Raw genomic sequence first — 13,076 nt, 5'->3', positions numbered from 1 at the left:
AGGGAAACAGATGAACACCTTATTCACTCCGCTCGAACTCGGCCACCTGACACTGCCCAACCGCATCATGATGGCGCCCATGACGCGCTCGCGCTCCGACGACGCCAGCGGCGTGCCGTCCGCCGCCGTCGCCACGTATTACGAACAGCGCGCCGACGCCGGCCTCCTGATCACCGAAGGCACCTTTCCTGGCCCGATGGGCAAGGGCTATGTGCGCACCCCCGGCATTCATACCGATGCGCAGATCGCCGCCTGGAAGGATGTCACCGACGCCGTGCACCGCAAGGGCGGACGGATCTTCATGCAGTTGATGCACTGCGGGCGCATGTCGCATCCGAGCATGCTGCCTGGCGGCGCGGCGCCGCTTGCGCCATCGGCGATCAAGCCGGCCGGCACGGTCTATACCGCCGCCGGCCCGCTCGAACTGACGCAGCCGCGCGCACTGTCGACCAGCGAGGTGCAAGGCGTGATCGAGGAGTACCGTATTGCCACCCGCAACGCGCTCGCCGCCGGCTTCGACGGGGTCGAGCTGCATGCGGCGTCGGGCTATTTGCCGGAGCAGTTCCTGTCCTCGTCCACCAACGAGCGCACCGACCAATATGGCGGCTCGCTGGAAAACCGCGCGCGTTTCATCCTCGACGTGCTGGCCGCGATGGCCGGCGAGGCGGGCGGCGCGCGGGTCGGCATCAAGATCGCGCCGGAGATGGGTTTTAACGACATCAGCGACGCCGCGCCGCAGGAGACCTACAACTACCTGGTGCGGCAACTGGCCCCGCTCAAGCTGGCCTACCTGCACGTGGCCCAATTCAAGACATCATTCGACTACCACGCGGCGCTGCGCCCGCTGTTCGCCGGCGCTTACCTGCAAGGCGGCGGGCTGGTAAAAGAGAGCGCTGACGCGGCCATCGGCGCGCAGCGTGCCGACGCCGCGGTGTTCGGTGGCCTTTACCTGGCCAACCCCGACCTGGTGCGGCGCTTGCGGCTCGACGCGCCGCTCAATGCGCCCGATTCAGCCACCTTCTACTCGCCCGGCGCGGCCGGCTACACCGATTACCCGGCGCTGGGAGAAGCGGCATGAAGCGCGCGGTTCGCATTCACGCGTACGGCGGCGCCGACGCGGTGCGGGTCGACCAGGTTGACGTGCCCGCGCCAGGCGCCGGCGAGGTGCTGGTGCGGGTGCGCGCCGCCGGCGTCAATGCGCTGGACTGGAAGATCCGCCAGGGGTATCTGCAGGCGGTGTTCCCCCTTGCGCTGCCGGCCACCCTCGGCATCGAGCTGGCCGGGGAGGTGATGGCGCTCGGCGATGGCGTGACCGACTTTGCGCCGGGCGACCGGGTCATGGGACCGTTCGGCGCCCTGGGCGCCTACGCCGACGTGGTGGCGGTGGCGGCGTACAAGCTGGCGCTGGTGCCGCAGGCGATGGATTACGTGCAGGCCGCGGCGCTGCCGGTGGCCAGCCTGACCGCGTGGCAGGCATTGCGCGCCGCCGGCCCGCTGCTGCCCGGCCGGCAGGTGCTGATCCACGGCGCGGCCGGCGGGGTAGGGGGCTTTGCGCTGCAGTTTGCCAAGGCGGCGGGTGCGGTGGTGCTGGCGACGGCGTCGGCGGCCAGTCGCGGCCATGTGCTGGCGCTGGGCGCGGACCGCGTAGTCGACCGGCACGCCGAACGCTTCGAGGAGCAGGTGCGCGACATCGACCTGGTGCTCGACCTGGTGGGCGGCGACACGCTCGATCGCTCGTGGCAGGTGTTGGCCGAGGGTGGCGCCATTGTCAGCACGGCCGCTCCCGACATCGCGGCGCGCGCACCGGCCGGGCGGCGCGGCCTGTGGTTCACGATGGCGCCGGACCGGCAGCAATTGAGCGAGATCGCCGCCATGGTCGCCGCAGGGACGCTGCGCTCGACGATTGCCCGCGTCATCGGCATCGACGGCCTGGCGCAGGCCATCGAAGAAAGCCACAGCGGGCATGGGCCCGGCAAAGTGGTCGTCGATTTCACCCGCTGATACTAAGAGCCTATCTCAGTAGATCGGAGTCGCTGCTGGCACGCCTGGCAAGCGAGTGCGGCCTCGGTATTCCTTCGGAATACCCTCGTCGTTGCATGGCTAGCCATGCGGCCTCCTCGCGCATTGCCCTCGCTTGCCATGCATCGCCTACGCGCATGTCGCCATCAGCTTCCCCCGATCTACTGAGATAGGCTCTAAGATGCAACAGACGCGTCCGCCGCGCTTGCTATAATGACGCGCTTCAATCGGTGGGAACACGCAGTGGCAAAACTTTATTTCAGGTATTCGGCGATGAACGCCGGCAAGTCGACAGCGCTGCTGCAAGTTGCGCATAACTATGAAGAGCAGGGCCAGCAGGTCAAGCTGTACACGGCCGCGATCGACAGCCGCTACGGCGTGGGGCAGGTCACATCGCGCCTGGGACCGCAGCGCGAGGTCGATATCTTCGATGGCGCGACCGATTTCCTGACCGAGGTGCCGAAAGTGGCCTGCGTGCTGGTCGACGAGGCGCAGTTTTTGTCGACCGCGCAGGTGCAGCAATTGCACCAGCTGGCGCAGGTGCGCGGCGTGCCGGTCATCTGCTATGGTTTGCGCAGCGATTTCCGGGGCGAGCCGTTTCCTGGTTCGGCCTATTTGCTGGCGCTGGCCGACGACATCGAGGAATTGAAGAATATCTGCACCTGCGGCAAAAAAGCCACGATGAACATCCGCGTGGACGAGCAGGGCAAGCGGATCAGGGAAGGCGAGCAAGTGTCCATTGGCGGCAACGAGCAATACCGCCAGGCCTGCGGCCGGTGTTTTTACGCGGGCTGACACGGCCCGAGGGTAAGGAGGTGTTGCATGTCCCATCCTGTCACCTATATTCATCTGGCGCCCGGCAGCCTGCCCACAGGGCGGGTGCAGCCGGCGCCGTACAAAATGGTGGTCATCGCCGACGCGGCGGTCGCGCCCGAATGGCAATCGCAGGTGAGCGATTGGATCGTCAAGTCCGGTTGCCGCTACATGATCGCCTGGGGCGTCGATTGCAGTTCCTGGGACGACGCGGTCGATATGGCCAATATCGAAGCGTTCGACTTCGGCGATATCCCCGACCAGCATTTCATTCCCACTTCATGGCATGCCGACGATCCGATCGAGGAGGTGTTCGGCTTTTGCAAGTACGACGCGGTGCATCCGGTAGTCGAACTCAAGCAAACCGTGTTGTTGCATATTGCGGAAGCGGCGAACCAGGACGCGCTGCTGCACGCTTACGCGGCAGTGTGAGGCGCCCGGGTCGCCGCTGGCGCTGTCAGGAAACCCGCGCCCTGGAACGCTTGTTCAATCCGGCCGCGACCTCCCTGCGTACGGACGGGTTTTTGATCAGGCTCACCGCCAGCGCCTTGATACTGGCGGCTTCATCAAGTTCGCCATTGCCGGCCAAAACGGTCAGTACCCGCCGGACTTCGCTGACGTAGGTCGTGATTTCGGCGCGCCGCTCGGGTAAGTGCGAGAACGGGCGCTGTTTGATCGCCGCGATGTCTTGTTCCAGCACGCGCGCCATCTCGCGCACGAACGGCTCGGCCGGCGGCATCAGTTTTGCCGCCAGGGCGTAGTCGCGCGCCTCCACAATGGCCGGCATGGCAATGAGCGCGCAGTCGGCGGCAAATACCGGCGAGGCTGCGGCCAGCGCCTTGTAGAACTGATAGGTCGCCGCCGTATCGCCGAGTTCCGAATCGATGATGACGATATCCCAGAACGCTTCGCGGTCGTTGGCGCCGGCCAGCAGCGCCTTGGCCTTGTCGGCGCGGACGGTGCGCAGCGCGTCGAGCGCCTTGGGGTAGGCACGGCCCAGTTCGGCCCACATGCCGACCAGGTAGTAGCGTATTTCTTCCAGTGCCGGATCTTCGTCCAGGGCGTGCTGGTAGAACCAGATAAAGCCTTGGAGCGCCTCGTCGTGGCGGCCCTCGTGCAGGGCGTCTTCCGCGTCGCTGAAACGTGTCAGTGCTGTCATGATTTCCTTTTAGGTTGGGCAGCTCGCCCGAAAGGCGCATGATGCCATACTTGCCATTGGCGCAAAAGGCGCTACCGAAGAGCGTTGTACTCGTCGCCGATCTGGGGGATAATTCGTCCATGAACGATACCACTACACTCCCCCCATTGCCCGACCGCCTGTCGATCGACCCGCGCAGCCCTTTTCACAATGAAGCGGCGTTCGAACGCGACGTCGCCATCAAGCTCAACGGTAAAGAGCACCTGAATGTCGAGGAATATTGCATCAGCGAAGGCTGGATCAAGATTCCATCCGGCAAAGCACTGGACCGCAAGGGCCATCCGATGCTGATCAAACTCAAAGGCACGGTCGAAGCGTTCTATAAATAGAACGATTTGATGCCGTCCTGCCCTTATCGGGCCGGGCTGGCGAACCCGTAATCCAATTTTGTCCCCGCTGATGCCGCCGCGCTGTGTTTACATCGCGATTGTGTCACCGGGGATATTCATTTGTGCAAAGGGGATGACGTGGTCTGGATACCGCAAGGCGGTTTTTTGTCCGAGAACGGCGCAGCATGAATCCCGTCGCCCGTGTGCAACTGGACGAGCTGCGCCAGCACCTGCGCAGTGCCGCGCTGGCCACGGCTGGCGGTTTTCGTCCGCCGCAGGACCCGCTGACGTCCTGGTTCGGGCGCGGCGTCGGCTTGCCGCACGAGACCTTGCCCGAGTTTGAAGGCAAGCCGATGTTCCCGCTGCTGCAAATCCACGTGGCCGAGCTGCCGTACGTCCCCGAGCAGTTGCGCGACGTTGCCTTGCTGGTGCTGTTCCACAACCAGTCGCGCCATCCCTTCGATCTGCCGCACGGCGAAGGATGGCTGATCCGGGAGTACGCGCGCCTCGACGGCCTGGTTCCTTTGCCGGAGGTAACGAAACCCGTCAAGCCGTTTCCCATCCGCTGGACCAGGGTGGACGATGACGCGCCGGCCTGGGAAGGCGCCTGGGAAATCGTCGACCTGGCTGCGGTCAATGACGACGAGGCCGCGACCGACGCGTTTTTCGACGGCTTTACGCGCTATACCGGCACCAAGGTGGGCGGTTATCCGTACGAAATCCAGCACGGCGTCGGCCTTCACGACTTTGTGTTCCAGGTTGGCTCGGAAGAGAAGGTCGGCTGGATGTGGGGCGACAATGGCGTCGGCTACTTCTTCCGCGCGCCGGATGGCCAGTGGCGCTGGGATTGCCAGTTTTACTAGCACTTACTTAGGGTTCAGGCGTGCAGGGGATACGCCCCTGTCAGCACCTGCGGCGCGCTCGCCACCCGCACCATGTGGCTGAAGGCGGCCGACAGGCCACCCTGGCGGTCGATCACGGTCCAGCCATCGCCTCTCTCCGTCAGCGTCGGCTTGCCCTCATGGGCCAGCACGAACAGCGACAGCACCGTGCCTTCGGTCAGTACATGGTCGGTGCCGAACCAGCTTTTCGGTTTTACGATCATCGGCGGCAGGATCGGTTCCGCGCCGATCATATGGCCGGCAAACTGCGGCGAGAGGAAGATCCCCTTTTCGAGCGCCGACTTGCCCAGTTGCGCCGCCAGCGCCGACACGGTCACGCCGGGGCGGCACAAGGGCACGGCGGCGTCGATGCATGCGCGGGCGTGCTCGAGCAGGAGGCGTCGTCGGGGCAGGATCGTGCCGGCCTGCATGCTCCAGTTCTGCACGCAAAATGCGCCTGCGCCGTCGGTGCCGCACACTGCCAACTTGACTGCGTCGCCATCCTTGATCAGCGTGGTCCGGCTCGGAATCGCATTCATCGCCTGCGTATTGAGGCACACCGATATATCGTCGGGAAAACCCATGTTGGTGCGCATCGTCAGGCCAATGCCCCGTTTCTTCGCTTGTTCGCGGGCCATGTCGGCCAGGTCGGCGGTGGCCATGCCCGGCTGGACTGCGCCGAGCACGGCGGCCATCAGCTCGCTGTGAGCATGCGTCAGTATGGCCAGTTGCGCATTCAGCGCCGGCGAATTGGGGGTGGTAGGGCGGATAGTGGTAAACATCGGCATGGCGCAGTGCGGTGTAAGGGGGGCGCACGATACCATGCCTGCGTCTTGCCGGGCTGGTCTATGGTATAAGTTTGGCCATGAACGCCGGACAGTTTCCCGCATCATGAAAGACATCCTCCTCTACCTCGCGCCCTCGGTCGCGCTGGCGCTGGTGATCCGGGTGCTGGCCGGAGCCCATCCCTTCTTTTTCCTGTTCACCGTGGCCGGCACCATCTGCCACGAGCTGGCCCATTTCGTGGCCGGCCTGCTGACCGGCGCACGGCCCGCCTCGTTTACCGTGATCCCGCGCCGGGTCGGGCGCCACTGGGAACTCGGCTCGGTCACGCTGACCCGGGTGCGCTGGTACAACGCCGCCCCGGCCGCCCTGGCGCCGCTGGTGATTGTGCTGCTGCCGCTCTGCGTGGCCTGGTGGCGCACACGCCAGGCTTGGCAGTTCGACCCGCGCGACCTGCTCATCGCGCTGGCGCTGGCGCCCCAGTTCCTCTCGTTCTGGCCTTCGATGGTCGACTGGCGCATCGCGGTGCGGTCCTGGCCTTATCTGTTCATCATCGGCGGTGCGGGCTGGACGGTGTTCCACTTCCGGCCACACCTGTTTCAATTTGTAAATCCATGAAGCGGTAGCGCCGTCAGCCCGTAAGCTCGGTTTCGCGCCGCTGCGTGGCTCGCCCTGTGTTATGCCACTATCCTGTTAGAATCGGAAGCAGTAGCCGATTTAGCGGCTGGGCGCCCTTGCACTGCACGGTTTCGCCCGCAGATAACACCAGTTCCCGCTCGGAGAGACAACGAATGAAGAAGCACATGTTGATGGTCGCACTGGCATTTGCCGCGACGACACAAGCGGCAGTCCCGCAGCCCGTCAAGGCGGTTGCCCAGCCTGCCAAAGCCGGCACCACGCCGCTCAAGCCGGTTGCCACGCAAACCCAGGCCGCCGCCTGGGCCGCCACGGTCTTTGGACGCCACCATTACAAGGTCACCCCGCTTGACGATGCGATGTCGGACAAGATTTTCGACCGCTACCTCAAGTCGCTCGACAGCGACCGCCTGCATTTCCTGCAGAGCGATATCGATGGCTTCGAGCCGATCCGCACCAGGCTCGACGATGCGATCAAGGCGGAAAACCTGGCCACGCCGTTTTCCATGTACAGCCTGTACCAGCAGCGCTTCAACGAGCGTTTCGCGTATTCGCGTGAGCTGCTCAAAGGCAAGTTCGACTTCACCACCGACGAAACCTTCCAGATCGACCGCGAAAAGGCGGCCTGGCCGAAGAATATCGAGGAAGCGCGCGACCTGTGGCGCAAGCGCGTCAAGAACGACTGGCTGCGCCTGAAGCTGGCAGGTAAAGACGACAAGTCGATCCGCGAAACGCTCGACAAGCGCTACGAAAACTACGTCGGCCGCATGGGCAAGGTCGACAGCGAAGACGTGTTCATGACCTTCATGAACGCCTACGCCACCTCGATCGAGCCGCACACCAACTACCTCGGCCCGCGCTCGGCCGACAACTTCGCCATCGCCATGCGCCTCTCGCTCGACGGCATCGGCGCCGTGCTGCAGCAGCGCGAAGACTACACCGTCATCCGCGAGATCGTGGTCGGCAGCCCGGCCGGCATGTCCGGCAAGCTGAAAGTGGGCGACCGCATCGTCGGCGTGGCCCAGGCCGATTCGCCGGGCTTCACCGACGTGCTCGGCTGGCGCATCGACGACGTGGTCCAGCTGATCCGTGGTCCCAAGGAATCGGTGGTGCGCCTGAACGTGCTGCCGGTCGACGCCGGCACCGACGGCAAGACCGTCACGGTGGCGCTGGTGCGCAAGAAAATCAATATGGAAGAGCAGGCCGCCAAGAAAACCATCATCGAAGTCAAGGATGGCGGCGTCAAGCGCCGGGTCGGCGTGATTTCCTTGCCGACCTTCTACCTCGACTTCGAAGCGCGCCGCCGCGGCGACAAGGACTACAAGAGCGCCACGCGCGACGTGGCCCGCATCCTCGGCGAGCTCAAGAAAGAAAAGGTCGACAATGTGCTGATCGACCTGCGCAACAATGGCGGCGGCGCCCTGGGCGAAGCGGTCGAGCTGACCGGCCTGTTCATCGACAAGGGCCCGGTCGTGATGCAGCGCAGCGCCGACGGCGGCGTGGCGGTCGAGAGCGACACCCAGGCCGGCCTGGCCTGGGATGGCCCGATGGGCGTGCTGATCAACCGTGGCTCGGCCTCGGCGTCCGAAATCTTTGCCGCCGCGATCCAGGATTACGGCCGTGGCCTGGTGCTGGGCGAACCGAGCTTCGGCAAGGGCACGGTCCAGACCCTGGTCAACCTCGACCGTGGCAACCCCGGCGAAAAAGCCCGCTACGGCGAGCTCAAGATGACGATCGCGCAGTTCTTCCGCATCAACGGTGGCACCACGCAGTTGCGCGGCGTCACGCCCGACATCAAGATGCCGGTCACGTCCGATCCGGAAGGCTTTGGCGAATCGAGCTACGACAACGCCTTGCCATGGGTGGCCATCAAGCCGGTCGCGTTCACGCCGTCGGGCAATTTGAAGCAACTGATTGCCCCGCTGCAAAAACGTCACGAAACGCGCATCGCCAAGGACAAGGACTTCCAGTACTTGCAGGAAGACATGACCGAGTTGCGTAAGCTGCGCAAGGACAACGTGATTTCGCTCAACGAAGCGGTGCGGCGCAAGGAACGCGATGCGCTGGAAGCGAAGGCGAAGCAGCGCGAAGCGCGCCAGGTGGCCCTGCGCGCCGCCGTCACCGACGAGCCGGCCGACGTGACCGACGCCAAGGATGCGCGCAGCAAGCTGGCGCCGCCGGCCAGGACCACCAAAGCCGCCGCCACCAAGCCGAACCGCCAGGATGATGGCTTGCAGGCCGACGAGCGCAACCTGGCATCCGAACTGGCCGCCGAAAAAGCGGCCAAGGACGCCAAGGACGTGATGTTGCAGGAAGCGGCGCATATTCTCTCGGACGAGATCGAGATGCTCAAGGGCGATACGCGCATGGCGGCACGCCTGATGCCTTATCTGCCGGCGGTTAAAGCCGGTAACTGAGCAGGGATGCGGTAAGTTGCAGCGACGGGGCCTTGGTGGCCCCGTCGTCGTTTACCGGGCGGGCAGTCCGCGCCTTGCCGCGCGCTTGGGCCGAACCGGGACTGCCGAGCAGCAGAGGAGACGGCAATTGGAACTGGAAAATCAGCAACTCCGGCAGGACGTAACCATCCTGAAAAGGACTCGGCCTTCTTTGCCCTCGAAATGACATGCCAGAGTACAGTAGAGTCCCTTGCTTTTCTCGTCAACAGTCATTTTCGTAAAATAGATCAGAAAGTTAGTATAGACAATGCAAGCTGAATTCATCGCAGCTAACCCGCAGGAGCGAGCAATCACAGTGCTCCACGAAATTCTTGAGCAAGGGGTAGATCAAATTTCCATCGCTTGTGCTTTCTTGACAGCGGGAGGTGCAAAATTTTTGGAGCGCCATGTTGAGCGGCTTCGGTTGCCGGAATCATTTTTGGTGGTCGCTTGGGGTACGCCGACCGATGAGGAGGCGCTCGAAAAACTCCACAAATTGGCGCCAGGCCACATTTACTATCACCTCGGCTCTCAATTGCCATATGAGACCGGTGTTGGCTCTGGCCTCATGCATTCAAAAGTTTTCTTTGCGAGAGCGGGACGGCAATGCTGGTTATGGACCGGGAGCCATAATCTGACCGCTTCTGCCCTGCAGGGAGTGAACCGGGAGGCTGCAATTTTATTGACTGGTACAGTGGATGAACTCCCCTTTCAAAGCGCACTGCAACATCTCCAGCAATGCAAAGCGGAAGCAAAGGTTTTTGATCCCGCTAATCCCCCACCGGCCTTGCGCCCTGAACAAACCTTGGTAGTTCACGCGGAATGTTCAATCGAACTGAAACCGCTGCCCTGGCACGTGCATCTGCGGCCGGCGTCGACTGCATATGACAAGGAAATGCGACCACCGGGTGCTGTCTGGTTGTACCTTCACATGAAGAATGCGCTGCGAAGATACGGGTCTCGTCCCTTGGCTGAAACCGCATACTCTGGCACACTCACCGCGCTCAATTTTACGGAATACCATCCGCAACGTGGCATCCCCGCAAACTGGCAAGGCGCGGATTATGTGATCGAGCAAAACAATGGAATCTTTCAGCTTGTCGCACAAGAAGTCGGGGCAACTAATACCCCTTCACAGGCAGTGTTCCGAATTGATTCAGTCGAGGAACCAACAACAGTATGGGTATCGGATAGCCCTAATCCACGGCGCGAACGCAGACCGGGACCGACCCGGCTTAGCCAAACGGATCCGGATTTTCTCCAATTCTTCACGCCACGGTCAGTCAAGGGCGGTCAGTTGGTGCATCGCGACTATGACGCTATCCATGACGTTGTACGCATGCGCCGAACTGAAGTAGGAGATATGGCCGAGGCCGACCTTTTGCCACGCGTAAGCTATAGCGCGAACAGGTTGACTGGCCTCGAAATTGCTGAAGTATCGAAGGGCGACGAAAGATCGGCATTCATTTATAGAGCGAAATTCCGACTTTGATCGCATTCGATAGGAATACATTGGCGCACGGCAGCTAATATGGGGCAGCGTTTCGCCTGCAATGGCGCTGCAGTTTATGCCTGCAATTCGGATACATTGCGTCAACAGGGGCGAATTAAGCGATAACTGGAGCGACGCCCGAACACTTAGATCGTTCAGAAGAGAATTTCATTTATACCATAGCCAGAGATTTCCGCTTTTGGTTTCATGACGAATTTGCGCTGAGCGTTATCGTACACGCGAACCCAGCCGTGGGTGTCGAGTTTTTGAGTTGCGTAAAGCAGCATTTTTGGAGTCGTAACCAGTTGCGCTTCCAAAGGGTGCCCACCGTTGCTTACATAAATCGTGTCCGGTAACGCTTCGCTCCACTGAACGATGTGCCTGGCCAAGTTTAGCGCATCGTTGGGTTCATTCAGGGCAAAGGAAGAATACTTCAGGTTCCGAGGGGGCTCGATGCGTTCGATAACGGAGCTAAAGATGGAAGCCTGCGTCCGAACGCGAAAGTAATCAAACTTGGAGACATCTTGTTTGGTAGCCATTAAAAAGCCGTGCGAAAGCAGGCTGGCGTTATTTATGCTGGGATACAAAGTGTCGCTATCCTCATAGTACGTCGCATTGCGGGTAGCAAGGGGAACGCCGAGCTTTACGGCCGTGGTTAGAGGAAGGACGCGAACTTTTCCTGACCTGTCGTAAAAAGCCAGCACGTAATTTTCGTGCTCATTTGAACCCAGCGTTCTTGGGTTTTCAATTTTCAACTCATGTCCGGGTGCAGCTTCATCTATGGTTTCCCATCGCAACAAGATCGGCTTTTTGCCATGATCTGTTGAGAGGGCACATCGCTTCAAAAAAATCAACAGGCGTGCTTCTTCGGATTCGGGATGCAGGTGCTCCCTGGCAATTGATTTCGCGTTTCTATGATTTTTGGCATGATGAGCACAAGATGGCCCTGTCCGAAGACACTGTTCCTCCGAGTCCCATGCAATCCATCCGTTTTGGTAATCATCGACGAATAAGGGGACGCCACTGAGCTTGGTCGAATGAGCGAGAAATGAAGGTGACACGTACTGCTCGTGGTCGATTGTTATTTCGAGCGCACTGCTTTCTCCTTCTTGAAAACCGTCTATGGCGAAAATATCGAAGTCGGCATTGGGGTCGTTACAGGTCAGCGAATTGACTCTGGTGTCTAATCCACTGTCAGTGCATGTCGATTTAATCAACAGCTCGATCATCTCATCTTGGCTGAGCGTGGGTTCGCAAACTTTAGGCGCGTGCGTTTTTTGGTTGACGCCGTTTTTTTCATCGGCAGATCTACTGAGGCCGTCAAGCCAATCATCATAGTCATTTTCACTACCGGCGTTCATGCCAATGCTATCGCAATACTCTGCCCAATCGCTCATTCCAGATCCTCGAGAAATTTTTTTCCGTGCCGACGATTGTCAGGTAAGTCACTTGACAGGTCAAGGTGGCAAATTCCGCGTGTCGTCCTGATAGACTGATTACCTGGTGCCGAAGAAGGCGGAGATGATGGAACGGGAGGGAAAGCGCACTCCCAGCGCCACATACTGATTGCTTGCTTCGGCGCCCAGGGCAATCCCCGAGTCGCAATCAATCGTCTCGGTGGCGGCGCGCGCCGGTGTCTGCGGCCGTCAGCCCTTGCCGGCCGCTTTGCCGGCAAATGCCATCCATCCGCTACACAACAGCACGACAGCGATGGCCCCGGCCGCCATGCCGGTCGTGATGACGGCAAATGGAACACGCTGGGGATGGGCCGGGTCAGCGCTCAGGTAGGCACATGCGGCGCCAAGGGCCGCCGCCAGCACCGCCGCGACGGCCAGCCAGCGCTGCCAATTGCGCATCGTTGGCGGAGATGGCGAGCGAGGTTCCGTACCAGCAACCCAAGCAAACGTGCAGGTCGCCATCACGATCAATCCGAGCAGACTGCTGCCGTGCTGGAGAATCTTGAACGCCGGCAGCTCGTAGTCGCCGAGCGACACCCGCTCGCGCAGCGCTGCGAAGTAATTGACGGGGATCGTATCGGGATGCGTGAACGCGTCCCAGAAAATGTGCGTGGCGGCGCCGATGGCGAGCGACAAAAGGATCGTCCAGACTGCCCGTGCGTTGCGCGCAGGCAGGGCGGGCGGGCCCATGCGCACGCTGACAGCGCGCGGCAGCCATGCCAGCAAAGCCTGCCTCAACAGCGTTTGATAGACGATATAGACCAGCGTGTCAACGGCGATTTAAAACTGATACAGTTTTCGTAGTGCCAGCGATTTAAAGCTGATACACCTCCGTTACCGAACACACCATGTGTTCAGCCAATTTCCGTGACCTCGCACCCGCGCATCATTCCTGCCTGGCGCTGGTGCTTGAGCCTGTAGCTTTCGCCCGCGATCGGCACGATATGCGCGTGATGCAGCAAGCGGTCCAATAGCGCTGCGGTCAAGGTCGTATCCTGCGCAAACGTCGTGTCCCACTGCCCGAACGGCAGAT

Annotated in this window: 14 protein-coding genes; 9 read left to right on the top strand and 5 right to left on the bottom strand. The window is 61.4% G+C overall.

The genetic code is table 11. The features are described from left to right. Positions 1-10 precede the first annotated feature (10 nt). From F0185_RS30470 to F0185_RS30455, 4 genes are all read left to right on the top strand, one after another. Positions 11-1,078, top strand: a complete 1,068-nt coding sequence (locus tag F0185_RS30470; RefSeq protein ID WP_167231772.1) for an alkene reductase — start codon at positions 11-13, stop codon at positions 1,076-1,078. Further along, a complete protein-coding gene (locus F0185_RS30465) occupies positions 1,075-2,001 on the top strand; it encodes an NADP-dependent oxidoreductase (RefSeq protein ID WP_167231769.1) in 927 nt (308 codons plus the stop codon). Before F0185_RS30470 ends, F0185_RS30465 begins: the two co-directional genes overlap by 4 nt. 261 nt (positions 2,002-2,262) lie before the next feature. Then, on the top strand, positions 2,263-2,814 hold the full coding sequence (locus tag F0185_RS30460) for a thymidine kinase (protein WP_167231766.1): 552 nt from the start codon (positions 2,263-2,265) through the stop codon (positions 2,812-2,814). 27 nt (positions 2,815-2,841) lie between these two features. Next, a complete protein-coding gene (locus F0185_RS30455) occupies positions 2,842-3,264 on the top strand; it encodes a DUF7684 family protein (protein WP_223164608.1) in 423 nt (140 codons plus the stop codon). A gap of 25 nt (positions 3,265-3,289) precedes the next feature. Here the strand turns inward: F0185_RS30455 and F0185_RS30450 are convergent, their stop codons facing one another. Next, complete coding sequence (locus F0185_RS30450; RefSeq protein ID WP_167231763.1) at positions 3,290-3,991, bottom strand: hypothetical protein; 702 nt, start codon at positions 3,989-3,991, stop codon at positions 3,290-3,292. 119 nt (positions 3,992-4,110) lie between these two features. Here F0185_RS30450 and F0185_RS30445 point away from each other — a divergent pair, with 119 nt between their 5' ends. Together F0185_RS30445 and F0185_RS30440 are read left to right on the top strand one after the other, a co-directional pair. Then, positions 4,111-4,359, top strand: coding sequence for a DUF3297 family protein (locus tag F0185_RS30445; RefSeq protein WP_166897872.1), 249 nt, complete (start codon positions 4,111-4,113; stop codon positions 4,357-4,359). 185 nt (positions 4,360-4,544) lie between these two features. After that, positions 4,545-5,222: a DUF1963 domain-containing protein gene (locus tag F0185_RS30440; RefSeq protein WP_167231760.1), complete on the top strand. Its 678-nt coding sequence runs from the start codon at positions 4,545-4,547 to the stop codon at positions 5,220-5,222. Between the two features lie 14 nt (positions 5,223-5,236). Here the strand turns inward: F0185_RS30440 and F0185_RS30435 are convergent, their stop codons facing one another. Next, the gene (locus F0185_RS30435) at positions 5,237-6,028 is read right to left on the bottom strand and encodes a M24 family metallopeptidase (protein WP_167231757.1); all 792 of its coding nucleotides are present in this window, start codon (positions 6,026-6,028) and stop codon (positions 5,237-5,239) included. 103 nt (positions 6,029-6,131) lie between these two features. Here F0185_RS30435 and F0185_RS30430 point away from each other — a divergent pair, with 103 nt between their 5' ends. From F0185_RS30430 to F0185_RS30420, 3 genes are all read left to right on the top strand, one after another. Next, entirely contained in the window at positions 6,132-6,641 is a 510-nt protein-coding gene (locus F0185_RS30430) for a hypothetical protein (protein WP_167231740.1), read from the top strand. A 173-nt stretch (positions 6,642-6,814) separates the two neighbouring features. After that, the gene (locus F0185_RS30425) at positions 6,815-9,076 is read left to right on the top strand and encodes a carboxy terminal-processing peptidase (RefSeq protein ID WP_167231737.1); all 2,262 of its coding nucleotides are present in this window, start codon (positions 6,815-6,817) and stop codon (positions 9,074-9,076) included. Between the two features lie 286 nt (positions 9,077-9,362). Then, entirely contained in the window at positions 9,363-10,586 is a 1,224-nt protein-coding gene (locus tag F0185_RS30420) for a hypothetical protein (RefSeq protein ID WP_167231734.1), read from the top strand. Positions 10,587-10,741: 155 nt separating this feature from the next. On the opposite strand, the gene F0185_RS30415 is transcribed toward F0185_RS30420, so the two are convergent. The 3 genes from F0185_RS30415 to F0185_RS30405 form a co-directional block, all read right to left on the bottom strand. Continuing rightward, on the bottom strand, positions 10,742-11,983 hold the full coding sequence (locus tag F0185_RS30415; protein WP_167231731.1) for a hypothetical protein: 1,242 nt from the start codon (positions 11,981-11,983) through the stop codon (positions 10,742-10,744). Positions 11,984-12,232: 249 nt separating this feature from the next. Continuing rightward, positions 12,233-12,799 (bottom strand): DUF4184 family protein, encoded by a 567-nt coding sequence (locus F0185_RS30410; protein ID WP_370664096.1) that lies wholly within the window; start codon positions 12,797-12,799, stop codon positions 12,233-12,235. Between the two features lie 98 nt (positions 12,800-12,897). Continuing rightward, positions 12,898-13,076: ATP-binding protein (locus F0185_RS30405; protein ID WP_167231725.1), on the bottom strand; the 179-nt coding region annotated here is incomplete at its 5' end.

This window comes from Massilia rubra (assembly GCF_011682065.1).
GTDB classification, from domain to species: Bacteria; Pseudomonadota; Gammaproteobacteria; order Burkholderiales; family Burkholderiaceae_D; genus Telluria_A; species Telluria_A rubra.
The sequence above is the reverse complement of the archived record's forward strand: the minus strand, read 5'-3'. Positions and strand labels throughout refer to the sequence as shown.